The following is a 23,882-nucleotide window of genomic DNA, read 5'->3' as shown; positions in this document are numbered from 1 at the left end:
ACACGCGAGCTTAATCATCGCCGCGCCCACGCTGATGTGGCGTGGGCTACGTCGGGCTGGTGATCCTCGGGGCCGAACCGTTGGTGTCCGACGACGTCGAGAAGGGTCAACTTCAGGGCGTCCTCCACGGTCGGCGCCGCGGTGAGCACGAGCAGCGCCTGTGACCGATCCTCGGTGAACAACACCTGGCAGTCCACGGCGATGTCGCCCATCTCGGGGTGCCGGAGGGTCTTGTGGTCGGCGAACCGTCTGCCGACCTCGTGCCGCTCCCACAGCTCGGCGAACTCGGCGCTCTCTCGTAACAGCGCCTCGACCAGTTGACCCGCGCGTGATCGCGGCCCGAGCGAACCGTATGCGGCACGCAGATTCGCCACGTGGGCGCGGCTCTGCCGTTCGTGGTCGCGTTCCGGGTAGCAGCGACGCTCGGCCGGATCGGTGAACCAGCGGTAGTACTCGCTCCTGGCCAGGCCGGTGAACCGCGTGCGGTCGCCGAACAGTGCTCCGGCCATCCGGTTCTGCACCAGCGTCTCGCCCAGTTCCGAGATGATCATTGCGGGTGTGTCCGACAGCTGGTCCAGCACACGCAGCAGCGAGGGTGCCACGTGGTCGGCGCCCGCTCCCGGCGGCGGCACGTTCCTCCCTGCTACCTGGAACAGGTAGTCGCGTTCGTGGGCGGTGAGCCGCAGGGTCCGCGCGAGCGCGCCGAGCAGTTGCTCACTGGGCTGCGGCCCCCGGCGCTGTTCCAGGCGCGTGTAGTAATCGGTCGACATCGACGCCAGCGCTGCGACCTCCTCGCGTCGCAGACCGGTGGCGCGCCGACGTGGCCCTGATGTGAGCCCGACGTGTTCGGGGCGCAGTCCCTCCCTCCGGCTGCGGAGGAAATCTGCCAGTGCTGTGCGGTCCATGCGACCAGTATCCGGCGGATGACCGCCTTCGGGGAGGGATCGCTGATCCCCCGATGAGCGGTCTCTGCCGGAAGGGGCGGCCGGCCGCGACGGTGGAGGCATGGACATCGCAGCTCACAACACCGTCTTCATCCCCGGAGCGACCAGCGGAATCGGACTGGCACTCGCACTGGCTCTGCACAAGGAGGGCAACACCGTCGTCATCGGCGGCAGGCGTGCCGACCGGCTCGCCGCGATCGAGGCGGAGCATCCCGGCATCGGCACCGTCGTCGTCGACACCACCGACCCCGCCGGTATTGAGGCCGCCGCCCAGGAGGTCCGGACCCGCTACCCGCAGCTCAACGTGGTGATCGCCATGGCGGGCATCATGCGCATCGAGGACTGGCGGCGGCCGGAGGCGTTCCTCGCCTCCGCCGAAGCCGTGATCACCACCAACGTGCTCGGGCCGATCCGCCTCATCGCGGCCTTCGTCGAACACCTGCAGAAGCAGCCCGACGCCACTCTCGTGACCGTCTCTTCCGGCCTGGCGTTCACGCCGTTCGCCGCCACACCCAGCTACAACGCGTCCAAAGCCGCCGTTCACATGCTCAGCGAGTCGCTCCGGATCCAACTCGCCGACACATCGGTGTCGGTGGTCGAGATAGTGCCGCCCGCGGTGCGGACCGCGTTGCTGCCCGACCAGGACACCAGCGAGCACGCCATGCCACTCGACGAGTACGTCGCGGAGGTCATGGAACTGCTGCGGTCCGACCCGACAGCGAAGGAGATCCAGGTCGAGCGTGTGAAGTTCCTCCGCCACGCCGAGGCGCGCGGCGACTACGACGAGATCGTGGCCGCCATCAACGCCGCCGATTCGCACGGGACGTGAACCCGCTGGCTCGAACCCGGCGGCCCCGAACCTGCCGGCCCCGAACCCGGCGGCCTCGAACCCGCTGGCCCCGAACCCGGCGGCCTCGAACCCGCTGGACGTGATCGCGGCACCTGCGACTCGTGACCCGACTCGTGACCCCTCGCACCCGGTGGCCTCGGCGTGACCACGCCGCGCCCGCCGCGTGCGAGCACGCCGGCGTTAAGGTTCCGCGCGTGCCGAATCGCATCGATGGTTCCCGGCTGCGGGCCGAGCTCGTCGCGCCGGCCGGGCCGTACACCCAGGTCGACGTCGTGGCCAGCACCGGGTCGACGAACGCCGACCTCAGGCAGGCCGTGGTGGACGGCGCGCCCGACCGCACTGCGCTCGTCGCGGCCGAACAGACCGCGGGCGTCGGACGGCGTGGCCGCACGTGGGCGTCACCGGGATCGGGCGTCTATGTCAGCGTGTTGTTGCGCCCTTCGGAGGTGCCGGTCGCCGGGGTCGGTTCGCTGGCCATCGCCGCGGGGCTGGCCGTGCTCGACGTCGGCGACGCGCTGGGCGCCTCCGTCGCGCTGAAATGGCCCAACGACGTGCTCGCCGCCGACGGTTCGGGCAAATGCGCCGGCATCCTGTCGGAGGCGGCCTCGTCCGACGACCTCGCCGTCGTGCTGGGGATCGGGCTCAACGTGGCGCGGGTGCGCGCGGACGTCACAGCCGGTCCCGGCGGACTGCCGCCGGTGTCCCTCGCCGAGCTCGGGGCCAGCATCTCCGACCGCACCGATGTGGCGATGATGCTCCTGGCCGCGTTGCACGAACGCGAGGCCGCCTGGCGCGAGGCGCGCGGTGACCTCGCCGACGCCGGCATGCTCGACGAGTACAGCCGCCGCTGCCTGACGCTCGGGCAGCAGGTCAAGGTCGTCACCGGCCGGGGCAACCTGGTCGGGGATGCCGTCGAGGTCGAGCCGACCGGCGCGCTGGTGATCGCGCAGCCCTCCGGTGCCAGGCAGAGCGTCTTCGCGGGTGACGTCGTGCATCTTCGGCCGACCGGCGAGTAATTCACGCTCCGGAGCGGTACGGTTGCCCGCAGAAGCACCGTCGACAAGCGACTGTTCGGGGAGTGGCCAGCGGTGGCGTATCCACAAAGCCTGCTCAGTGACGGCGAGCAGGTCGTCGTTCACAAGCATCCGCACTTCAAGATGCTGCTGGGGCCGATCCTCGTCCTGCTGATCACGCTCGGTGTCGGCAGCTGGCTCGCGTTCTGGATCGCACCGGGCTTCGACGAGCCCTGGGACGTGGTCACGCAGATCGCCGTCGGCGTCGTCGCGCTCGTGCTGCTGGTGTGGCGCGTGTTCACGCCGTTCGTCGAATGGCGCACCACGCACTTCATCGTCACCACCGACCGCGTCATCGCGCGCGAAGGCGTCATCAAACGCACGGGGATCGACATCCCGATGGGCCGCATCAACAGCGTGCGGTTCGAACACGGGCTGATCGACCGGATCTTCGGCTGCGGCACCCTGATCATCGAGTCCGCCTCCGAGGAGCCGCTGACCTTCGACGACATCCCGAGCGTCGAGAAGGTCCACACCTACATCTACCGCCAGGTCAACGACAACCCGAACGACGACTACGGCTACGACCCGGCGGCCCACGCGCCGACCGCCCAGTACGGCCAGTACCCGCAGCAGCCGGGCGAGTACGACCGCCCGCCGCACGGCCAGGGGTACTGACGTGGGTGTACGCGACCTGGGCCTGCCGGAGCGACTCACGCCGGATCCCGGGCTGCCGGACCGCGTGACGATCTGGGAGGTCGGACCGCGCGACGGGCTGCAGAACGAGTCGGCCACCGTGCCGGTCGAGGTCAAGCTCGAGTTCCTCGATCGGCTCGCCTCCGCAGGCCTGACCACGCTCGAGACCACGAGCTTCGTCCACCCGAAGTGGGTTCCGCAGCTGGCCGACGCCGAGGACCTGCTCGCCACGCTGACGCGCCGCGACGGCGTGCGTTACCCGGTGCTGGTCCCCAACGCGCGTGGCCTCGACAGGGCCGTCGACGCGGGCGTGACCGACATCGCCGTGTTCGCCAGCGCCACCGAGTCGTTCGCCCGCAAGAACCTCAACTCCACGTTCGACGACCAGTTCGCGATGTTCGACCCCGTCGTCACGCGTGCCCGTGACGAGGGCATGGCCGTCCGCGGATACCTGTCGATGTGCTTCGGCGACCCGTGGGAGGGCGCCGTCGCACCGGACCAGGTCGTCGCCGCGGGCAAGCGGCTCCTGGACGCGGGATGCTGGCAGCTCTCGCTCGGCGACACGATCGGCGTGGCGACGCCCGGCCAGGTGGACCGTCTCGTCGACGCGTTCGCCGCCGAGGGGGTCGACGTCGGCGCCCTCGCCGTGCACTTCCACGACACCTATGGGCAGGCGCTGTCGAACACCCTCGCGGCGCTGCGCAGAGGGATCACGACCGTCGATTCGTCGGCGGGTGGTCTCGGCGGCTGTCCCTACGCCGAGTCGGCCACCGGCAACCTCGCCACGGAGGACCTGGTGTGGATGCTCGACGGGCTCGGCATCGCCCACGGCGCCGATCTCGACGCGCTGGTCGACACCAGCGTGTGGATGGCGGGGCGGCTCGGCAAGCCGAGTCCCTCGCGGGTCGTGGCCGCCCTGTCCGGATAGCCGGACAGCGTTGCATCCTTTCCGGTGATGCCGGGAACCACACATCGGATCGCCGCGTCTGAGCTCTAGCCGGGCCCACATGCGGCCTGTCCATCGACGTCGGGAGAGCGCCGTGACCGACCATCGGGAAGAGGTGGAGCAGCTGCTCGCCGAGTACCGGCGTAGCCGCGAACAGCTGGCCGGGGTGCAGCAGCGCATCACCGCCATCAGCGAATCAGCCAGCAGCGACGACGGCCTGATCACGGCCACCGTCGGCGGCCGCGGCGTGCTCACGGACCTGACCATCGCCGACGGCGCCTACGAGCGGTACCGGCCCCGAGAGCTGGCCGCGCAGATCGTCCGCCTCACCGGTGAGGCCACGGCGAAGGCGTTCACGGGTGCGAGCGAGGTGCTGGCACCCGCGTTGCCGCAGGGCACCGACCCGCAGGCGCTGCTGCTTGGCACCGCTGACCTCGGCGCCGACGAGATCACGCCGGCCGAACAGCCCCGCCCGCGCGTCGCCGACATCGACGACGAGGAGAGCTTCGAGGACTCCAACTGGCTCGACGACGCCGAATGGCAGCGATCGCGATGACCGGTCCCGGATTCGAAACCGACGCCGAACGCCTCGGACAGCGCGCGGGCGAGTTCGAGACGCTCAACCGGCGTGCCGCCGAGATCGCGGAGAGGCTGCGCGAGGCCGTCTCGTCCACGCCGTGGGGTGACGACGAGGTCGGACAGGCCTTCGAGAGCAGGCACCGCGGGCACGCGGACGAGACCGCGGGCGTGTTCGACGCCCTGTCCGGCGGGTTGGCCGACATGGGCGAGTCGTTGTCGTCGGCGGCCAGTGCCTACCTCGCGGCCGACGAGTCCGCCGCCGAGTCGATCACGGAATCTGGACGCGAGAGCTAGGCGAGGCCCATGGGAATCGAGCTGCCCGCCGAGCTGGCCGACATCGCTCAGCAGACCGGCGTGAAGTGGCCGCAGGCCGACGAGGACGCCATGCGCACGCAGGCCCAGTCGTGGCGGCAGGCCGCCGCGGACCTGACCTCGCTGGCCGGGGACGCCGACGCCGCGGCGGGCAAGGCACTGGGTGCGATGACCGGCGACGCCGGGGACGCCGCGCGGCAGAGGTGGTCCGGGTTCGTCGACCCCGAACGCGGCAGCCTGACGACCGCTGCCCGCGGGGCCGGCGACGCCGCCGACCGTCTGGAACGCGCCGCCGAACAGGTCGGCAGGACCAAGGTCGAACTCGTGCGCAAGCTGCGGGACGCGGCGGTCAACCGCGACGCCGCAGGTGCCGCAGCCGAGGCGGGCCACCCGGCCGCGTTGGCCGGCATCGACCCGGTCATCCAGGGAACCGCCGCCAACGTCCAGGCCCTGACCGGAGGGCTTGTCGAGACCGTCGGTAGCGCCGCCACCGCGGAACCGGCACCCGACGTGGTCGACGCGCGGCCAGGAGCCTCCGGCGGGGGCCATGGCCTGCTCGGCGCGCTCGGACTGCCGGACGTCGGGGCGCCGACGTCCGCGCCCGAAGCCGACGCTGCCAGTGGCGGCCACGACGGCCTGCTCGGCTCAGGCGACCGGCAGGGTAACGGCGTGCTGCCCGGGGTGCTCGGCGCGCTCGGCGACGCCGCTCCCGGGGTGCTTGCCGGGTCCGGTGGTTCCGGTGTCGACGTTCCGTGGGTTCCGGGCGTCGGTTCCGATGCCGGTGGTCCGGTGTCCGAGGCGGTCGACGGCCTGCTCGGTGGGGAACACGGGGCGCCCGGTCAGGACGGTCCGTCAACACCGGGGCACAGCGGCACGGTCGAGCCGGGCCGGGACCTGCTCGACGGCGTCGAGGAGCTGGTCGGCGGCAGGCCGGGTGGTATCCCTTCGCCCGAGGCTCCCGGGCTCGGTGGCCCCGCGGACCTCGCCGGCGGCGGAACTCCGCCGATGGGCGTCGCGCAGCCGCCCACGGCGCCACCCGTTGCTCCCGGTCCTGCGACCGGTCCCATCGTGTTGCCCGACGCGCCCACCCCACCAGGCGGTATTGCCGTGCCCGCGGACGCGCCCACTCCACCGAGGGGCACCCACCTGTCCGGACTGAGTGGCGCACCCGGGGTGCAGCCCCAGGGACTGCCACCGCAGGCGGGCGGCGCACCCTTCGGTGGGCAGCTGCCGCCGCAGCCGCCCGCGTCGGGTATGCCACCGGCGGGCGGTGGCGCTCCCGGTCCCGTCGCCGGGTTCGGCGCTCCGGCAGGCGGTCCTGTGGCGGGTGCACCGCAACCCGGTGTGGCGGGGCAGTTCGGTGCTCACCCCGGTGGTCAGCCCGCCGGTCCTCCTGCGGGCGGCCAGCCACGCGGTGGACAGCCCGCCGCTCCCGCCTACCCGCCGCAGGGCCAGCCGCGGCCCCCGCAGCCGGCCCCGTACCAGCCGGGGCCGCACCCGGCGCCGCCTCCGCCCGGTCCGCACGGACAGCCGGGTCAACAACAGGGGTACCCGGGGCAGCCGCCAGCGGCGCCACGCAACGCGCCCCCGCAGGCACGTCCCGTCCAGCCCGGCTGGGGTCCGATGGGCGAACCGCAGCCACCCGCACCGAACCCGCCCCCGCAGGCTCCCGGCGCGCCGCCGCTCGGATCGCCGCGTCAGGAGCGGGAGAGCGTGGTCGCGCTGTTCCTCGTGCACATGTTCCCGATCGGGCATCTCCCCGTGGCCTCGGACCGGCCGGCCCGGCAGTTGCCCGTCCCCGCCTCCGAGCCGGCAGGCGAACCCGCGGTCGGCCGCTTCGCGCCCCACGACCACCCGTCGTCGGACGTCATCGACCCCGAGCAGGCCCTCGACCTGCTGCACCAGGGCGCCCGCCAACCCGCGCCGCCGCCCGCCACCGTGCTGCCGTGCCCACCGGCCGCGGTCCGCGAGGGCCACGACCCGCTCGGCGGGATGCACGAACGTGACTGGGACACGCGGTTCCTGCTGCGATCCGGCGAGGAGAACTCGGGCGAACGGCAGTCGGGCGAAGGACACTCGGCACCGCAGTCGGGCGAGGAGTCGGTACCGCAGTCGGGCGAGCAGGCGGACGGGTCGACGGGTGAGCCGACGGACGGGCCGGCTGGCGAGCAGGTGCAGGTCGCTGCGCCCGCGTACGTGTGGCCGCCCGCCGACACCGTCCCCGAGGGGTGCTCGGACACGGGCGAGCCGGAGTTGCTGACCTCGGGCACGGTGCTCGACCGGTTCGGCACCGCTCACGGGCGCGTGTTCTCCGCCGATGGCACGCCGTTCGCGCAGCGCTCGCTGCCGCCCACCGACCTCGACGCGGGATACCGGCGGTACCGGGTGCTGCGGGACGTGCCCGTGTGGCGTGGGGTGTCGGCGGGCTGGTTCGGCCAGCCAGGCGGCGGCGTGCGGTACCGGTCGGTGTACAGCGCCGCCGAGCTCGTGACGCTGGGCTATCTCGCCGACGTCACGTTCGAGTCCACCGACACCGACACCGACACCGACTCCGCGACCACGGACGAAGCCCCGACGACCCAGGACCCCGTGACCCAGGACCCGAAATCCCAGGGACCGGCATCTCACGACAAGGAGGGCGACGCCTCGTGAACATCGAGTCGATCATGCGCTGGCTCGAGGCCGTGGGCGTGCCGCCGGAGGTGGTGTCGGTCGGCGAGGAGGTCGACAACGCGTGGTGCGTCCTGCGGGAGGAGGACGTCGAGGGGGAGAACGGCGTCGCGTGGGAGGTCTTCTGGCGGGAACAGGGCAACCGCTACGACTGGGCGCGGTTCACCAACGAACAGGTCGCCTGCCACTACCTGTTCGGCAGGCTGGCCTGGGCGCAGGTGGCCAGGGGAGCGGTCGGCGTCCTGCCCTGACCGCGTGCCCGGAGCGGGGCACGCGGCCAGGTGGTCACTCAGCGCCGGCGGAGGTGGTTCAACGCGGCGTCGTGCACCAGACCGTTCGTCGACAGGGCCGATCCGCGGTCGAACCGGGCCGCGCCGTCCAGATCGGTGAACCGGCCGCCCGCCTCGGTCACCAGCACCTGCGCGGCCGCGACGTCCCACGGGTTCACCACGGGCTCGGCCGCGATCTCCAGCGCGCCCTCGGCCACGAGGCAGTGCTGCCAGAAATCGCCGAACGCCCTGGTCTCCCAGCACGCCCCGGTCAGCGACAGGTACGCCTCCTGGGTACGGTGCTCGGTCCAGCTGTTCAGGTCGGTCGTCGACACGTAGGCGTCGGCCAGCTGCGGCACTCGCGACACCGACAGCCTGCGCTCACCCGCCGAGTCGCGCAGCCACGCGCCCCCGCCCTGGCTCGCCCACCACCGGCGGCCCAGCATCGGCGCGGTGATCATGCCGACCACCGGAACCCCGTCCTCGAGCAGCGCGATCAGCGTCGCCCACACCGGAACGCCACGCAGGAAGTTCTTCGTACCGTCGATCGGGTCGAGCACCCACACGCGACCGGGCGCCGCGATCGACCCGCCGCGCTCCTCGCCTGCCACCCCGTCGGTCGGGCGCCGAGCGGCCAACAGGCCGCGGATGGCGTCCTCGACGGCCGTGTCGGCGTCGGTCACGGGCGTACGGTCGGGTTTCGCGGACACCTCGAGGTTCTGTGCGCGGAACCGGTCCACCGTGATGGCGTCGGCCGCGTCGGCCAGCTCTGCCGCCAGCATCGCATCGTCGGAATAACGGGACACGTCCACGATCGTTCCACGCGCGCCGTCCGTAAGGTTGGCCAGGTGAGCATGGTCCTACTCGCCGAAGACGACCCGGCCATCGCGCAGCCGCTCTCGCGCGCGCTCGAGCGCGAGGGCTACGAGGTGGTCGCCGTCTCCGACGGCCCCTCGGCCCTCGAGGCGACCGCCAACGAGCGCGTCGACCTGCTGGTTCTCGACCTCGGGCTGCCCGAGATGGACGGCCTGGAGGTGTGCCGCAGGCTGCGCGCGTCCGGGGCGCAGACGCCGGTGCTGATGTTGACCGCACGTACCGACGAGGTCGACTTCGTCGTCGGGCTCGATGCCGGTGCCGACGACTACGTCGCCAAACCGTTCCGCCTCGCGGAACTGCTCGCCCGCATCCGTGCGCTGCTGCGCAGGCAGGCGCCGGGCGTGCTCGACGCGGGTGGCGTGCGGATGGACGTCGGCGCCAGGCTGGTGACCGTGGACGGCGAGGAGGTGCAGCTCGCGAACAAGGAGTTCGAACTGCTGCGCGTGCTGATGAGCAGGGCCGGGCAGGTCGTCAGCAGGGAGGAGATCCTCGCCGAGGTGTGGAACGACCTGGACACGGCAGCCCTGAAGACGTCGAAGACGCTGGACATGCACATGTCGTGGCTGCGCAGGAAGCTCGCGCTGGCCGCGGGCAACGATCCGCGCAAGTCCAACGAGGAACACATCGCGACCGTGCGCGGAGTGGGATTCCGCTTCAACGCCGAGTAGGCGGGCAGGCGTATGCGGCGGCGGATCCTCCTGGCCATCCTGCTCGCGGTGCTGGTCACGGGCGTCGCGCTGGGCGCGCCGCTCGGGGTGACCGGTGTTCTGCTGGTCGACAACTTCCACCGCGAGGAGCTGGCCAACAGTGCTCAGCGGATCGCCGCCGCGCTCGACAACCAGTTCGCCAACCACCGCGACCTGAACCTGCGGCACATCCGCGCCGCCGTGCCGCGCGACGCGCACCTGACGGTGGAGCACCCGGCGGAGGGGGTCGTCGAGTGGGGCGCCTCGACGGGCGACGACGTGATCGTCGAGAAGGCGCCGATCGCGGGCGGCGGCCACATCGTGCTGGCCAGGCCGTCGGAGAACATGCGCGAACAGCAGGCGCAGGTCGCGGCGGCCGTGGTGTTCGTGGTGGTGCTGTCGGTGGGTATCGGTGCGCTCGTCGCGACGATCACGGCACGACGTCTGGCGCGGCCGTTGCGGCACGTGGCAGACCGTGCGGCCAGACTCGGCGCGGGTGACTTCCGTCCGGACGGCAGGCGGTACGCCGTGGCCGAGCTGGACATGGTCGCCGACGCGCTCGACGCCTCCGGCACGGCCCTGGCCCAGTTGGTGCAGCGGGAACGGCAGCTCGTCGGCGACGTGTCGCACCAGTTGCGCAGCAGGTTGACGGCGCTGCAGCTGCGGCTGGAGGCGATCGGCCTGCACCAGGACCCGGATGTCGCCGAGGAGGCCCACGCCGCACTCGAACAGTCCGACCGGTTGGCAGGCGCGCTCGACGAACTGCTGGCGGCGGCGCGTGCGGCCAGCGAGGTCGGCACCGAGCCGGTGGCGCTCAGCGACATCCTGCCCGAGATCAGCGACGAGTGGCGTGACGTGTTGCGGGCCGAGGGACGCTCGCTGCGGCTGCGGGTCGCCGACGGGCTGATGGCCCGCGCGACGCCTGCGCGGCTGAGGGAGGTCATCGGTGTGCTGCTCGACAACGCCGTCCGGCACGGCGACGGAACGGTGACGCTCACGGCGCGCAGGGGCGATGCGGACGGCACGGTGGTGGTCGAGGTCAGCGACGCCGGGCACGGGGTGCCGGAGGAGCTGGTGCCGCACGTGTTCGACCGTGGGTTCTCCGGTGCGGGATCGACCGGTGTGGGCCTCGCGCTGGCGCGGGCGCTGGCCGAGGCGGACGGTGGACGGCTCGAACTGTCGACCCGCAGGCCTGCGACGTTCAGCCTGTTCCTGCGGGTCCCCACGGCCGGTGACATCCCGGCCGTCGAATGGCCCAACGAACGCGTCCCCCGGTAGCCGCTGAGAAGCTCCCGAGGGCCCCATAGTCGCATTGAACGCGACTATGGGGCCCTCGGGAGCTTCTCAGCGGCGGGCGAAGTCCTCGCGGCGCACGCGGCCGAGTTCGTCGGGGAAGACCCACTTCCGGAAGCCCCAGAATCGGAACACCATCGCCAGCAGCATGCCGATGACCGATCCGCTGATGAAGTCGGCCGTCTCCTGCACGAACAGCGACACCTCGGGTCGTTGCAGGTGCAGCACGTAGCGGGAGACCCACAGCGGGACGAGGTTCACGGCGACGGCGATCCCGCTGATCACGAAGAACAGCGTGGCCTCGTGTCCGGTCTCCCTGCCGCCGCGGGTGCGGAACGACCACTCGCGGTTGAGCACGTACGACACGATCGTCGCGACGAGGATGGCGATGGCCTTCGCGGTCGTCGGCTTGTCGGGCAGGACCGTGAACTTGAGCAGGTACCAGATGCCGTTGTCGACCAGGAACGTCGTGCCGCCGACGACCGCGAACTTCAGCAGCTCCCTGTGCCTGACGAGCAGCGATCGGAACGGTTGCGGAACGCGCGCCAGCACGGATTCGACGACGGACACGACCCGCAGTCTAGCCATCCACCCGGCGGGAAACCGCCGAACGGCGGATTCGCCACCTCGTGACGCTGGTCTTACCCGCCGGAGTGCTGGTGTCCGGAGTGCGGGCGCGGCCAGGGCCGCCACGGCGGCCTGTGGTGGTGCTCGTCCGAGGGCGGCCGGGTCATCGTGGCCGTGCCGGAGCCGGATCCCGACGGCTTCGTCGTCTGCGTCGCCGACCCCGTGCCCGACTCGCTCGTCGTGGGCCGCTCACTCGGGGTGGTGCCCGGCGGGGCGCTCCCCGAGGTCTCCGACGAATCCGACGACTCCGACGATTCCGAGGTCTCAGAGGTCTCCGTGGGTTCCGTGGTGTCCGTGGTGTCCGGGGACTCCGACGTCGTCGCCGTGGGCGAGTCGGACGGGGTGATCCACTCGTCCAGGCAGTCCAGCAAGCACGGGTAGGACACGTAGGCGCTGTCGGCGGCGTCACCGAGCGTGGCGGTGAACGTCACCTCGGCCTCGTGCGGTTTGCCGAAGTGCGGCACGAGGACGTAGAGGTGCACGTGCTCACCGGGCTCGAGCGGGGTGGACGTGCACGACAGCGGTTGACGGAACCCGTTGCTGCAGGACACGCGGTGGTCAGCCCACAGCTTGTGCGCCCACCGGTCCGAGGTGAGCGTGAACGCCTCCTCGGTGTCGCCGGTGTTGCGCACGGTCACGTAGGCGCCGTGACCCCATCCGCGCTGAGCCTGGACGACGACGCCGTCCTGCTCCGGCGGCGGTTCGGGCGCGGGCTGCGGTGCGACCTCGACGGGCACCTGCAGCGACACGTCGACCCCACTGGCGTCGCTGATGCTGCCGGTGACCTGGCCGGACTCGGCGTCTTCGGAGGCCTGGAGGCGGAACACGAGGGTCGCCGACTCGGACGGTTCGAGCCCGCGCCCGGTGGAACACGTGACCGTGCCGGTGCCGGCCGGGCAGGTGATGCGCTCACCACCGGCCTGGCGCGGGGCGCCGCCTGCGGGGGCGCTGCCGCCGCCGGACGGTGCCGCCTCGGCGGTCCGTGCGGCCTGCGGTGCGGATCCGCCGCCACCGCTGCCGAGGGACGAGACGCCGTTGGGCAGGTTCAGCGTCACGTCGATCGGGTCGGACAGCGTGCCGCCGTCGTTGGTCACGGTGATCGGCAGGTCGACGGGCGAACCGCCGGCCACCAGTTCGACGCCCTCCGGCGGAGTGACCGCGCTGACCGAGGCCGGCTCCGGCTCCGGCGACGGCTGGGGCGCGGGGGAGACGTCCGGGGCGGGCGGCTGCTCCGCGGGCGGCGAGTCGGGGGAATCCGGGGAGTCCGGCGGCGAATCCGGCGCGGGCTGTCCCGGGGGCGGATTGTTCGGGGGCGCGGGCTGGTTCGGTGCCTGCGCTGCCGGGGGCTCCGGCCGTTCGGCCGCCGCGGGGATCTGCTGCGAGGCGCCGCCCGCGGTCAGTGCCACCGCGACCGCGGCGGCCATGGCGACACCCGATCCGGCGACGCCGGCGAACTGGCGGGGAGCCGATGCTGCGGCACCGGCGGCACCTCCCGCGGACCCACCGGCTGCGGCGGCGCCGACGGCGGTGGCAGCCGCGGCCTTCCCGCTGCCCGCCAGCGCGAGGTAGCCCAGCACGCCGCCACCGAGGACCAGCGGAGCGACGACGGCGCGCAGCGCGCCGTTGACGTCGGCCAGCTCGGCGGCCAGTGCCTGGCAGTCGGAGCATTCGTCGAGGTGGGTCTCGACCTGTGCGCGCTCCCGTTTGGAGAGACCGTCACGGGTCCAGGCGCCGAGCTTCTCCGCGGTCGCCCGGCACCGGCTGGCGCCGACCTCGGCAAGGTGCACCTGCAGGTACGCCTGGCGCAGACCTTCCCGCGCGCGATACGCCAGCGCCGAGACACCGTTGGCGGTCAGGCCCAGGAGTGGGGCGACCTCGGCGGGCGACTGGCCTTCGATCTCGGTGTGCCACAGCACGGCCTGCCAGCGTTCGGGCAGCGTGGCGAAGGCCCGCGCGGCCAGCGTGCGCTCCAGACCTTCGACGGCCGTGTCGGAGAACTCCACCGTGAGCGCCTCGGCCCCGGCGCCACCGACCGTCGTGACGGTCGTCATGTCGTCGGCGAGGTCGAGCTTCTTGTCGCGGCGCGTCTTGTCGTACGCGCCGTGGCGTACGGCGGTCAGCAGGTAGGCACGGAACGCGCTGTCCGGTCCCTTGCCGCCGCGGAGCGTGTCGAGGACCTTCGAGAAGGCGTCCGAGACCAGGTCGTCGGCCTCGATCGACGTCCGTGCGAGCTGCCGGGCAAGGTTGTACGCCGCGGCCACGTGGCGTTCGTACAGCGTCCCGTAGCACTCCAGGCTGCCCGCGCGTACCGAGGCGATGAGCTCGGCGTCGCTCATGCCCTGTGGATCGGTGGGTGCGGTGCTCACGGTTCTCCTCTCAGGTCGTCCCTGTGAAGGGACGCGCTGCGCAGCAAAGTGTGACGGACATACGGGAAACCGTCACGACGCGGGGTGTGTGGTTCACCCGAATCACGCCGAACTGATCGCCTCCGGCCGCGTCATGCACCCGCCGGCCCTGCGTCTCACCCCTGAATCGAGCCGGAAGGGGGCGCGAGTGGACGTGAGTGCTGGCGATGTGTCGGGGACGCCGTTCGGGCACGGGGCCGCCATGCAGTACGGAACCGCGCCCGGCAGGCGACCGGATCGGCACGGACAGGCGGGGTTGATCCGGCATCGGTGGCGTGCCGCGAGCCTGACGTGCGGCTGGCGCTTCCCCGACGACTGGGCGGTGCCCGAGGTCGACCTCGTGTGCGCGGCCGTCGCCAGGCGGGGCGGGGTCGACGATGCCGCACCCGCGCTGGTGGCACTGGCCCATGCACGTGCCGCCGCCGGTACCGGACTGGAGGAGACCCTCGGCGACCTGGCCGCACTGCACTCGGTGCTCCCGGCAGCCGGGACACCGGTTCCGGGAGCGGCGGCGAGCGACGGATCCGCTGATGCGGTGGTCGAGACCGCGGACGCCACGGCCGAACCGGCCCACGTCCCCGACGTCGACGCGCTGCCCACGCGCCTGCTGCGGATCGTGGCCGTGGCCTGGGCGGAGGTCGCGCTGAACGAGGTGACGGCGGGCGAGGTGCACGATCCGCTCACCGGCCTGCCGACCCTGGCCTACCTGCGCACCCGGCTCGCGGAGCTGTACCGCCAGGCCGCGCGCGACGGGGTCTGCGTCGCCGAGGGGCACGCGCTGGTCGTCATCTCGCTGGGCTTCGACGGCCGCGCCATGTATCTGCGGCCCGCGGGCATGATCCTCGCCGCCGACGTGCTGCGGGACGTCTTCGACGGGGGCGAGAGTCACGCCGTGCTCGGGGCCTCGACGGTGGTGGCGCTGGTGCCCAGGTCGACGGGGGTCGCCGCCGGAGCGGTGCGCCTGCGCCGAGAGCTGACGGAACGGTTCGCCGTCGACCCGCAGCTGGCCGAGGCGGGCAGCGCCCGCGTCGGGGTGATGCGCCTGCCCGCCGACCACGACGAGGCGTGCCGGCTGCTCGACTCCCTCTCCACGCGGTGAGGGGCACCTGCGGCCGAGGTCCACGCGGAGCTGACACCGGGTCGTGGTTTCCTGGACAGGTGAGCACCCCAGACCTGCGTGACGCCGAGCAGCCGGTGAGTTCGGGCCCCGAACCCGCCACCGGCACGGCGCCGTTGCACCTGCGTGCCTCGCTCGAGCGGCTGGCCGAACGTCCGCGTTCGCTCGCGCTGCTGCTGGCGCTGCCCGCGCTGGCGATCGTGTTCGGCGTCGTCGGGTGGGTGTTCGACCTGCAGCTCGGCGTCGACTCCGCGGTCTACCGCGCGGGTGCGATCACCCTGCTGCAGGGCGAACCGCTCTACGAGAGCAACACGCTCGCACCGGAACCGTTCTGGGCGCTCCTGCCGTTCACCTACCCGCCGACCGCGGCGCTGCTGTTCGTCCCGTTGGCGGTGCTGCCGTTGCAGGTGGCGTGGGGCGTGCTGTCTGCGGTGTCGCTCGTGGCGATGGCGCTGGTGATCCGCGTGGCCATCGGCGCGCTGCCGCGGCCGAAGGGCGAGCTGCCCCAGTGGGTCTCGCCTGCCCGCGTGACGGTGCTGTCGGCGGTGCTGTTCTTCGCACTCGAGCCGGTGTGGCGCACGATCTTCCTCGGCCAGATCAACCTGATCCTGATGGCGCTGGTCGTCGTCGACGTGCTGGTCGTGTGTGCGCGGGGCAGCAGGTGGGGCGGCGTGATGGTTGGCGTCGCGGCAGCCGTGAAGCTGACGCCGCTGATCTTCATCCCGCACCTGCTGTTCACCGGGCGGCGGATGGACGCGCTGCGCGCGATGGGCACCTTCATCGGCCTGCAGGTGCTGATGTTCGCGCTGATCCCGTCGGATGCGTGGCGGTTCTGGACGCACACGGTCTTCAACCAGGGGCGCATCGGGCCGATGCACTGGGCGGGCAACCAGTCGCTCAACGGCCTGTTCAACCGGATGACGGATCTGGCGCCGTGGGCGTCGAACGCCGCGATCGCCGTCGGGCTGCTGCTCGCGCCGCTTGCCGTGTGGCTGATGCTGCGTTTCCACCGCAGCGGGCGGCCGCTGGAAGCGCTGCTGGTGACCGCGTTCTACGCGTTGCTGCTGTCGCCGGTGTCGTGGTCGCACCACTGGGTGTGGGCGGTGCCGCTGATCGTGGTGCTCGTGTCGAAGCTGCCGCACGCCGATCCGGCGAAGACGCGCAAGCGGTGGGTCGCCGCGGGAGGCGTGTTCGTCGTGTTCGTCAGCTGTGTGCTGCTCGTGCTCCCGAACGGCCGCAACCTCGAACTGCACTGGGAGTTCTGGCAGTACATCCTCGGCAGCGCGTACCTGCTGGTGCCGATCGTGCTGGTCGCGGTCCTCGCAGGCCGCTGGCTGTGGCGCCGCTACCGTGCCCGGCTCAGCCGCTACCGTGCCCGGCTCACCGGCCCCGGTGAGCACCCGGCCGACAGCAACTCCGAAACCGTCGACCACCGGTAGACCGGCGCGTCGGCTCCAGGGAAGCGGTGGTGCCTGCCCGAGGGACAGCGAAGGAATGGCCGTGAGTCGGGACCTGAAAAACCCGGGGGAGGAGCCCCGCGGACGCGAGTGACGTTTCCGCTGATCCCCGCGACGACGCCGGCCACGGTGGACATCACCAACGACGACATCGAGGCAATCGTTGCTGCCGAGGATGTCGAGAAGTACCACGCACAGTAGAGGCCGGGCAGGCGCGGCGCGGCAGCCCTCAGTGGCGGTGGTGACACTCGCCGGTGGTTCCTGACCGGGCCGGTGAGGCGCCGCTTAGGCTGAGGCGGCTATGGATACTCGTACCGGTCTTCCCGTCGTCGGCATGGTCGGCGGTGGTCAGCTCGCCAGGATGACGCACCAGGCCGCGATCGCGCTCGGTCAGTCGCTGCGCGTGCTCGCCGTCGGTGAGGGCGAATCGGCAGGCCTCGTGGCCGCCGAGGTCGCCCACGGCCACCACACCGACCTCGACGCGCTGCGTTCGTTCGCCCGCGACGTCGACGTGCTCACGTTCGATCACGAGCACGTGCCCGGCGAGCACCTGCGCAGTCTCGCGGCCGACGGTGTCGTCGTCCGGCCCGGTCCCGGTGCGCTGGCCTTCGCCCAGAACAAGCTCCTGATGCGCGAGCGGATGGCCACGCTCGGACTGCCGAACCCGGCTTTCACCGAGGTCACGCAGGTCGACGACGTCGTGAAGTTCGGTGACGAACACGGCTGGCCCGCCATCCTCAAGGCCGCCACCGGCGGTTACGACGGCAAGGGCGTCTGGACGCTCGACTCGGCCGACGAGGCCCGCGCGCTCGCGGAGGAACTCCTCGAGGCCGGCATGTCGCTGCTCGTCGAACAGCGGGTGCCGATGCTGCGTGAACTGTCGGCGCTCGTGGCGCGCTCGCCGTTCGGGCAGGGCGCGGCGTGGCCGGTGGTCGAGACCGTCCAGTCCGACGGCATCAACACCGAGGTGCTCGCTCCCGCGCCCGGCCTGTCCGACACGCGCAGGCAGCAGGCGCAGGACCTGGCGTTGCGGATCGCCGAGGAACTCGACGTCGCGGGCGTCATGGCCGTCGAGCTGTTCGAGACCGAGGACGGCGACGGTCTCGTCATCAACGAACTGGCGATGCGCCCGCACAACTCGGGCCACTGGACGATGGACGGCAGCCGCACCTCCCAGTTCGAACAGCACATGCGCGCCGTGCTCGACTACCCGCTCGGCACCACCGACCTGCTCTCGCCGACGGTGATGGCCAACGTCCTCGGCGCGCCCGAGACGCCGACGATGAGCGTCGACGAGCGGCTGCACCACCTGTTCGCGCGGTATCCCGACGTGAAGGTGCACCTGTACGGCAAGGGGGAACGGCCCGGCCGCAAACTGGGCCACGTCAACGTCCTCGGGCCGATCGACGACGACACCCGCGCCAAGGCACGGATGGCCGCCCACTGGCTGTCGCACGCCGAATGGCCGGACGGCTACAGCATCCACTGACAATCTCCACAGGTCGATCCCACGGATCGATCCCACCGGGCTTCATCGAACACAAGCGGCTTCACCGAACACAAGCGGAGGTATGCGGCGTGAGCACACCGGTCGTCGGCGTGATCATGGGAAGCGACTCGGACTGGCCGACCCTCGAGGCCGCCGGCCAGGCTCTGGACGAGTTCGAGGTGCCCTACGAGGTCGGCGTGTACTCGGCGCACCGCACACCCCAGCGGATGCTCGACTACGCACGCGAGGCCGCCGGCAGGGGGATCCGGGTGATCATCGCCGGTGCCGGAGGCGCCGCGCACCTGCCCGGCATGGTCGCCTCGGCGACGCCGCTGCCGGTCATCGGAGTGCCCGTGCCGCTGAAGCATCTCGACGGCCTGGACTCGTTGCTGTCGATCGTGCAGATGCCCGCGGGTGTCCCCGTGGCCACGGTGTCGGTCGGCGGTGCGCGCAACGCCGGGCTGCTCGCGGTGCGCATGCTCGCCGCGGCGGACGACGACCTGCGCGAGCGTATGACGGCGTTCCAGGCCGACCTCGAACAACTCGTTCTCGACAAGGATGCAGCCCTGCAACAGCGGCGCTCCAGCTGAAAAGCCCCCGAGGGCCCCATAGTCGCGTTCAACGCAACTTTTCTTCCCATCGCGGACCTATGAGACGTGTGGTCTCGCGAAGGGAAGATTGGTCGCGTTCAACGCAACCAAAGGGCCCTCGGGAGCTTTACTTCTCAGGCGCGGACCAGGGAGCGGAGGACGTCCAGGGCGCGGATCGCGGCCGGGTGGTCGGCGACGGCCTTCTTCACCGACACGGCGATGTGCCGTACCGGTTCGGGCGACACGAGCCGCACCGTCGTCAGCCCCGCCGGCAGGTCCACGACGCCGAGGCACGGCACCACCGTGATGCCGATGCCCGTGGCCACGAACGGGAACGCCGTCCGGTAGTCGTGGGTCTCCACGGCGAACTGCGGGGAGAATCCCGCTTCGGCGCACGTGTCGAGCATGACCTGGCGGCACGCGCCGCGTTGCAGGTCGTTGTCCACCCAGCGGCGGTCGGCGAGTTCGGCCAACGGCACCTCGGACCGGTCCGCGAGCGGGTCGTCGTCGCGTACGACGGCCACGAACGGGTCGTCGACCAGCGGGTGGATGTCGGCCTGTGCGGCGTGCTCGATGCCGGGGGCGTCGACGAACAGGTCGATGTCGGGCAGTTCGATGCCGTCGCGGAACTCCGTCATGCGCAGGTCGAGTCGCAGCTCGGGGAACTCGTGCTGCAGCGCGGCCACCACGAGTGGCAGCCACGTGGCGCCCGCCGAGGCGAAGTATCCGATCGACAGACTGCCGACCCGGCCCGCCCGCAGATCGTCGACGACCCCGTCCAGCGAGGCGAGCGCCGTGAACACGTGCTCGGCCTCGGCGGCGAGCGTGCGCCCGGCCGACGTCGGTTCGATGCCCCGGCCGACACGGTCGAACAGGCGCAGTCCGGTCTCGCGCTGGAGGGCGGTGAGTTGCTGGCTCACCGCCGACGGTGTGTACCCCAGGGACGTCGCCGTCGCGCGGACGGAACCGGTCGCGATGACCGCCCGGAGAAGGCGCAGTTTCGCCACGTCGAGCATGGACCGACTGTACGCCCACGGTGAACACTCGCGGTGCACCATTCGTTCGTACTGTTGTGTCGATACGCGGCGCACGAGTGGTTTACTGGCGGGTAACATCGTGAGGGTCGATACTGCGGTCAACGACACAGAATGTCGACGTGAACGACGCCTAACATCGGTGCGAGAACCGACGCAGATGGCTTTCGACGAAAGGTGACGCAGGTGACCGAGGGCCCAGGCCTCTTCCAGCTGGCGGAGGAGCACGAGGAACTGCGCGCGGCCGTGCGGGCGCTGGCCGAGAAGGAGGTCGCTCCCTACGCCGCGGACGTGGACGAGCAGGAGCGGTACCCGACCGAGGCGCTGGACGCGCTGATCAAGGCCGGTTTCAACGCGGTGCACATTCCGGAGGCGTACGACGGCCAGGGTGCGGACGCCATCGCGGCCTGCATCGTCATCGAGGAGGTCTCGCGCGTCGATGCCTCGGCCGGGCTGATCCCGGCCGTGAACAAACTCGGCACGCAGCCGATCATCCTGTCCGCCTCGGACGAGCTCAAGAAGCAGGTGCTTCCCGACATCGCGGCGGGTGCGGGCGCGTCCTACGGGCTGTCCGAGCGTGAGGCCGGTTCGGACACGGCGTCCATGCGCACGCGCGCGAAGCAGGACGGGGACGACTGGGTGCTCAACGGCACCAAGTGCTGGATCACCAACGCGGGCGAGTCGACGTGGTACACCGTCATGGCCGTCAGCAATCCGGACGCGGCCAAGCCGTCGCAGGGCATCTCGGCGTTCGCGGTGCATAAAGACGACCCGGGCTTTTCCGTGGGGCCGAAGGAGAAGAAGCTCGGCATCAAGGGTTCGCCGACCCGGGAGATCTACTTCGAGAACTGCCGTATCCCCGGTGACCGCATCATCGGCGAGCCGGGCACGGGCTTGAAGACCGCGCTGCTGACGCTGGAGCACACGCGGCCCACCATCGGTGCGCAGGCGCTGGGTATCGCCCAGGGCGCGCTGGACGCGACGATCGAGTACGTCAAGGACCGCAAGCAGTTCGGCCAGTCCATTTCGGACTTCCAGGGTGTGCAGTTCATGCTCGCCGACATGGGGATGAAGGTCGAGGTCGCGCGCAACATGGTCTACGCGTCGGCGGCGGCGAGTGAGCGCGGCGACGCGCGCGCGTCGTTCATGGCGTCGGCGGCGAAGAAGTACGCCTCCGACATCGCCATGGAGGTCACGACCGACGCGGTGCAGCTGTTCGGCGGCGCCGGCTACACCCGCGACTTCCCGGTGGAGCGCATGATGCGCGATGCCAAGATCACGCAGATCTACGAAGGCACCAACCAGATCCAGCAGGTCGTCATGGCGCGCAGTCTGCTCAAGGGCTGAAGCTCCCACCAGCGACGCGCGGGCCGGACCATGGTCACCATGGTCCGGCCCGCGTTTGTCGTTTCGTGCCCGGGAGGTTGCCGTCCGGGAAACGGCCTGTCGGCGCGGATCCTGATGTGCGGGCCTTCGCCCCCGGCTCGTCCCCTGGTTGCGACCACGGCCGTGACGGCAGCCAACGCTCTGCGCGACGGACATCCCAAGCGGTCCTGCCGGCGCTCATCTGAGCGAGCAGAAGGGAATCCGCGCTCGTCGGTTGTCTGGACCGGTGAGAGCGCGGAAGGATGGGCGCGTGTTCCCGGCCGGTCTCGTCTCATCGGACCCCTCGGCTTCGAGTGTTGGCGCTCCGTTCATCCGCGTCGTCGGCCGGTGCGGGAACGCTTCTTCGTGAGTGTGAAAGGGCCGATCCTGCGCCGATGCCGGGGCGGTAGCGTGCGGGCAACGGTCGAGCGATTTCCAAGGAGCAAGGTGTGGAGCCGAATCTGAGGCCAGGCGAGGACCTGCAGCATTATCTCGAACGGCAGGCCAGCCAGATGCAGGCGCAGGCGACTGCGTTGCAGGAGGCGTTCGCCGCGGCAGCGGCGACGGTGACATCGAAGGACGGCGCGGTTACCGTATCCCTGGCGCCCAACGGTGCGCTGCGCAACATTCAGCTCGGCAGGCGCGCGTGCGAGCTGGGCGAGGCCCGGTTGACGTCGACGATCATGGACACCGTGCGGCGGGCGCAGAGCCAGACCGCGCGCGCCGTCACGGATTCCGTGGCCACCATTACGGGAAACAGTGACGCCGTCGAGATGATGAAGAGCTTCCTGCCGCCCGACCCGGCAGCAGGGGAGAGCGACGACGTCGACCAGAACAAGTTCGTCGAGAATCCCGAACCCGAGACACAGCCGGAGCAGTCCAGGCCGACCACTCCGCCCGTGACCCCGCCCCCGTCGGCGAGGCAGCAACCGCGGCGGCGCCCGGCTCGGGACGACGCAGATGACGATGAGGTGAATCCCTGGTGAGCGGTGGCGGATACAGCGCCGACGACCTTCAGGCGTTCGACGATTTCGGCAAGAAACTCAGCAGCCTCTCCGACGACGTGCGCGGCGTGGGCGAACTGGTGCGCGGCATGGCCGTCGATCCCGGTCTGTTCGGCATTCTCGCCGGCCAGATCATCGGAGCGGCGGCGAGTGATGCCTGCCGTTCTGCGGGCGACGCGATCGAGGACTACGGCAAGACGCTCGAGAAACACAAGGACAAGCTCGACAAGGCAAAGCAGACCTACGAGGCCGAGGAAGAGGACGTGAAGGCGGCGCTGTCGAGGTACCAGCTGTGAGTGAGACCAAAGAGGACGAAGAGTCCAACGACTTCACGGACAACGACACTTACTCGAAGGGCGACATCTGGCACGACCCGGGTGACCTGATCAAGAGCGACGACACCCGTACCAACGGGCTGGGCATCGGCAACACGATCGATGTCCTGCAGGGCGCCGTCAGTGATCAGGACCAGGTGATGATGGGCGTCGCCGGCGCGGGTCTCGCGTTCGACGTGCTCGGGTTGGTCATCGACCCGCTGGGGACCGTGTTCGCCGCCGGAATCGGCTGGCTTATCGAGCATGTCACGCCGTTCCGGATCCCCCTGGATCAGCTGGCCGGCGATCCCGAAGGCATCTCCACCGCGGCTGATGCGTTGGAGAAGCAGAAGAAAAAGCTCGAGGAATGGGCCAAGTCGCTCCGGGACGACCTGAACTCCCTCCTGGACTCGTGGTCCGGCGACGCTTCGAAGGCGTTCGAGGCGAGCACGAAGGATCTCGCCGCCGGTCTTGAAGGACTGGGCGAGTCCCTCGGCTCGGCCAGCCAGACCATGTCGATCTGCGGCGCCGTCATCGGTGGTGTTCGCGGGATCATCCGTGACCTCGTCGCGGGCGTGCTCGGCGGTATTGTCGCCGGCGCGCTCGCCGCGCTCGCGGCCATGCCGTTCACGTTCGGCACCTCCGTCGGCATCTTCCTCGGTACCGTCGGCGTGACCGTCGCCGTCGCGCTGAGCAAGATCGGCATCCACATCACGAAGCTGACGCGGAACCTCGACGACGCCGCGCGGGGTGCGCAGGGTGTCTCGAACGCCACGCGTGGTCTGTCCGACGACGCGGGCAGGGCTGTAGGCGACGCCGGATCGACCCCGAGTGGCAGTGGTGCCGCCGGCGGTGGCGGACGTGCTGTCGACGACACGACGGGCGAGGCGCCGCAGACCAACGGTCCGGACGGCGGCAGCGGTAACGGCAGCGGCAGCGGTGGTGGCGCCGCGGGTGGCAACGGCGGCGGCAGTAACGGCGGCAGCGTCAATGGCGGCAATGGCGGCGGTGGGAACGGCGGCGGGGGCAACGGTGGTCCCGCCGATGGGTCCCCGGACGCCGACGGAAGCAGTAGCGTCCCCGACGGAGTCGGCGCTCCCGGTTCTGGTGCTGCCGGTTCCGGTGGTTCCAACACCGGCGGTGGCAACGGCGCTGGTGCCGGAGGTGCCGGCGGTGCGGCCCCGGACAGCGCGGGCGGTGCTCCGGGATCCGGTGGGAACGGCGACGTTCCCGGTTCCGGCGGGTCCCCGGATGCTGGTGGCGTTCCTGGTTCCGGTGGATCGCCGGATCCCGGCGGGGCCGGCGGTTCGGGTGGCGTTCCTGGTTCGGGTGGTGCCGATGGTGGT

Annotated in this window: 23 protein-coding genes; 18 read left to right on the top strand and 5 right to left on the bottom strand. The window is 71.1% G+C overall.

Annotated elements, in window-relative coordinates; genetic code table 11:
* Window positions 1-14 precede the first annotated feature (14 nt).
* Entirely contained in the window at window positions 15-905 is an 891-nt protein-coding gene (locus tag IF64_RS0120975) for a helix-turn-helix transcriptional regulator (protein ID WP_051758042.1), read from the bottom strand.
* Between the two features lie 100 nt (window positions 906-1,005).
* Here IF64_RS0120975 and IF64_RS0120970 point away from each other — a divergent pair, with 100 nt between their 5' ends.
* From IF64_RS0120970 to IF64_RS0120930, 8 genes are all read left to right on the top strand, one after another.
* On the top strand, window positions 1,006-1,773 hold the full coding sequence (locus tag IF64_RS0120970; protein ID WP_030533865.1) for an SDR family oxidoreductase: 768 nt from the start codon (window positions 1,006-1,008) through the stop codon (window positions 1,771-1,773).
* Between the two features lie 215 nt (window positions 1,774-1,988).
* On the top strand, window positions 1,989-2,810 hold the full coding sequence (locus IF64_RS0120965) for a biotin--[acetyl-CoA-carboxylase] ligase (RefSeq protein WP_030533864.1): 822 nt from the start codon (window positions 1,989-1,991) through the stop codon (window positions 2,808-2,810).
* A gap of 72 nt (window positions 2,811-2,882) precedes the next feature.
* On the top strand, window positions 2,883-3,485 hold the full coding sequence (locus tag IF64_RS0120960) for a PH domain-containing protein (RefSeq protein WP_048807492.1): 603 nt from the start codon (window positions 2,883-2,885) through the stop codon (window positions 3,483-3,485).
* Between the two features lies 1 nt (window position 3,486).
* Window positions 3,487-4,431 carry a hydroxymethylglutaryl-CoA lyase gene (locus IF64_RS0120955; protein WP_030533862.1) on the top strand — a complete coding sequence of 315 codons (945 nt, stop codon included), beginning with the start codon at window positions 3,487-3,489 and terminating at the stop codon, window positions 4,429-4,431.
* 112 nt (window positions 4,432-4,543) lie between these two features.
* Window positions 4,544-5,005, top strand: coding sequence for a YbaB/EbfC family nucleoid-associated protein (locus IF64_RS0120950; protein ID WP_030533861.1), 462 nt, complete (start codon window positions 4,544-4,546; stop codon window positions 5,003-5,005).
* Complete coding sequence (locus tag IF64_RS0120945; RefSeq protein WP_051758041.1) at window positions 4,987-5,322, top strand: hypothetical protein; 336 nt, start codon at window positions 4,987-4,989, stop codon at window positions 5,320-5,322. Before IF64_RS0120950 ends, IF64_RS0120945 begins: the two co-directional genes overlap by 19 nt.
* 9 nt (window positions 5,323-5,331) lie before the next feature.
* A complete protein-coding gene (locus tag IF64_RS28080; protein ID WP_051758040.1) occupies window positions 5,332-7,992 on the top strand; it encodes a glycohydrolase toxin TNT-related protein in 2,661 nt (886 codons plus the stop codon).
* Window positions 7,989-8,261 (top strand): hypothetical protein, encoded by a 273-nt coding sequence (locus tag IF64_RS0120930; protein ID WP_030533859.1) that lies wholly within the window; start codon window positions 7,989-7,991, stop codon window positions 8,259-8,261. Before IF64_RS28080 ends, IF64_RS0120930 begins: the two co-directional genes overlap by 4 nt.
* 38 nt (window positions 8,262-8,299) lie before the next feature.
* On the opposite strand, the gene hisN is transcribed toward IF64_RS0120930, so the two are convergent.
* A complete protein-coding gene (hisN, locus tag IF64_RS0120925) occupies window positions 8,300-9,091 on the bottom strand; it encodes a histidinol-phosphatase (RefSeq protein WP_030533858.1) in 792 nt (263 codons plus the stop codon).
* A 42-nt stretch (window positions 9,092-9,133) separates the two neighbouring features.
* On the opposite strand from hisN, the gene IF64_RS0120920 reads away from it, so the two are divergent.
* Both IF64_RS0120920 and IF64_RS0120915 read left to right on the top strand, forming a co-directional pair.
* Window positions 9,134-9,823 carry a response regulator transcription factor gene (locus tag IF64_RS0120920; RefSeq protein ID WP_030533857.1) on the top strand — a complete coding sequence of 230 codons (690 nt, stop codon included), beginning with the start codon at window positions 9,134-9,136 and terminating at the stop codon, window positions 9,821-9,823.
* Between the two features lie 12 nt (window positions 9,824-9,835).
* Window positions 9,836-11,119, top strand: coding sequence for an ATP-binding protein (locus IF64_RS0120915; protein WP_030533856.1), 1,284 nt, complete (start codon window positions 9,836-9,838; stop codon window positions 11,117-11,119).
* Window positions 11,120-11,185: 66 nt separating this feature from the next.
* Here the strand turns inward: IF64_RS0120915 and IF64_RS0120910 are convergent, their stop codons facing one another.
* Together IF64_RS0120910 and IF64_RS0120905 are read right to left on the bottom strand one after the other, a co-directional pair.
* Window positions 11,186-11,704, bottom strand: a complete 519-nt coding sequence (locus tag IF64_RS0120910) for a GtrA family protein (protein WP_030533855.1) — start codon at window positions 11,702-11,704, stop codon at window positions 11,186-11,188.
* A gap of 71 nt (window positions 11,705-11,775) precedes the next feature.
* Window positions 11,776-14,127 carry a sigma-70 family RNA polymerase sigma factor gene (locus IF64_RS0120905; RefSeq protein WP_084705996.1) on the bottom strand — a complete coding sequence of 784 codons (2,352 nt, stop codon included), beginning with the start codon at window positions 14,125-14,127 and terminating at the stop codon, window positions 11,776-11,778.
* Window positions 14,128-14,320: 193 nt separating this feature from the next.
* Between IF64_RS0120905 and IF64_RS0120900 the strand changes: the two genes are divergently transcribed.
* The 4 genes from IF64_RS0120900 to purE all read left to right on the top strand — a co-directional run bounded on the left by IF64_RS0120900 (window position 14,321) and on the right by purE (window position 18,819).
* Window positions 14,321-15,265: a nucleotidyl cyclase domain-containing protein gene (locus tag IF64_RS0120900; RefSeq protein ID WP_246134839.1), complete on the top strand. Its 945-nt coding sequence runs from the start codon at window positions 14,321-14,323 to the stop codon at window positions 15,263-15,265.
* A gap of 59 nt (window positions 15,266-15,324) precedes the next feature.
* The gene (locus IF64_RS0120895; RefSeq protein WP_425468464.1) at window positions 15,325-16,722 is read left to right on the top strand and encodes a glycosyltransferase 87 family protein; all 1,398 of its coding nucleotides are present in this window, start codon (window positions 15,325-15,327) and stop codon (window positions 16,720-16,722) included.
* Between the two features lie 319 nt (window positions 16,723-17,041).
* The gene (locus tag IF64_RS0120885; RefSeq protein ID WP_030533851.1) at window positions 17,042-18,229 is read left to right on the top strand and encodes a 5-(carboxyamino)imidazole ribonucleotide synthase; all 1,188 of its coding nucleotides are present in this window, start codon (window positions 17,042-17,044) and stop codon (window positions 18,227-18,229) included.
* Between the two features lie 89 nt (window positions 18,230-18,318).
* Window positions 18,319-18,819, top strand: a complete 501-nt coding sequence (purE, locus tag IF64_RS0120880; RefSeq protein ID WP_030533850.1) for a 5-(carboxyamino)imidazole ribonucleotide mutase — start codon at window positions 18,319-18,321, stop codon at window positions 18,817-18,819.
* 134 nt (window positions 18,820-18,953) lie between these two features.
* Here the strand turns inward: purE and IF64_RS0120875 are convergent, their stop codons facing one another.
* On the bottom strand, window positions 18,954-19,835 hold the full coding sequence (locus tag IF64_RS0120875; RefSeq protein WP_030533849.1) for a LysR family transcriptional regulator: 882 nt from the start codon (window positions 19,833-19,835) through the stop codon (window positions 18,954-18,956).
* A 195-nt stretch (window positions 19,836-20,030) separates the two neighbouring features.
* Here IF64_RS0120875 and IF64_RS0120870 point away from each other — a divergent pair, with 195 nt between their 5' ends.
* The 4 genes from IF64_RS0120870 to IF64_RS28075 all read left to right on the top strand — a co-directional run.
* Window positions 20,031-21,200, top strand: a complete 1,170-nt coding sequence (locus tag IF64_RS0120870; RefSeq protein WP_030533848.1) for an acyl-CoA dehydrogenase family protein — start codon at window positions 20,031-20,033, stop codon at window positions 21,198-21,200.
* A gap of 467 nt (window positions 21,201-21,667) precedes the next feature.
* Window positions 21,668-22,204, top strand: coding sequence for a YbaB/EbfC family nucleoid-associated protein (locus IF64_RS0120865; protein WP_030533847.1), 537 nt, complete (start codon window positions 21,668-21,670; stop codon window positions 22,202-22,204).
* Window positions 22,201-22,518, top strand: a complete 318-nt coding sequence (locus IF64_RS0120860; RefSeq protein ID WP_030533846.1) for a hypothetical protein — start codon at window positions 22,201-22,203, stop codon at window positions 22,516-22,518. The genes IF64_RS0120865 and IF64_RS0120860 overlap by 4 nt, the downstream gene beginning before the upstream one ends.
* The coding region (locus tag IF64_RS28075) for a WXG100 family type VII secretion target (RefSeq protein WP_030533845.1) at window positions 22,515-23,882 on the top strand (1,368 nt) is incomplete at its 3' end. The genes IF64_RS0120860 and IF64_RS28075, both read left to right, overlap by 4 nt.

Origin of the sequence: Prauserella rugosa (assembly GCF_000719975.1) — a bacterium.
GTDB lineage: Bacteria > Actinomycetota > Actinomycetes > Mycobacteriales > Pseudonocardiaceae > Prauserella > Prauserella rugosa.
This window is presented reverse-complemented; position numbering and strand designations above follow the sequence as displayed.

Bases quoted from the DNA above. Each gene is read 5' to 3' on its own strand.
- IF64_RS0120975 (WP_051758042.1), bottom strand. From the start codon at position 905: ATGGACCGCACAGCACTGGCAGATTTCCTCCGCAGCCGGAGGGAGGGA.
- IF64_RS0120970 (WP_030533865.1), top strand. From the start codon at position 1,006: ATGGACATCGCAGCTCACAACACCGTCTTCATCCCCGGAGCGACCAGC.
- IF64_RS0120945 (WP_051758041.1), top strand. From the start codon at position 4,987: ATGGCAGCGATCGCGATGACCGGTCCCGGATTCGAAACCGACGCCGAA.
- IF64_RS28080 (WP_051758040.1), top strand. From the start codon at position 5,332: ATGGGAATCGAGCTGCCCGCCGAGCTGGCCGACATCGCTCAGCAGACC.
- IF64_RS0120920 (WP_030533857.1), top strand. From the start codon at position 9,134: ATGGTCCTACTCGCCGAAGACGACCCGGCCATCGCGCAGCCGCTCTCG.
- IF64_RS0120915 (WP_030533856.1), top strand. From the start codon at position 9,836: ATGCGGCGGCGGATCCTCCTGGCCATCCTGCTCGCGGTGCTGGTCACG.
- IF64_RS0120885 (WP_030533851.1), top strand. From the start codon at position 17,042: ATGGATACTCGTACCGGTCTTCCCGTCGTCGGCATGGTCGGCGGTGGT.
- IF64_RS0120875 (WP_030533849.1), bottom strand. From the start codon at position 19,835: ATGCTCGACGTGGCGAAACTGCGCCTTCTCCGGGCGGTCATCGCGACC.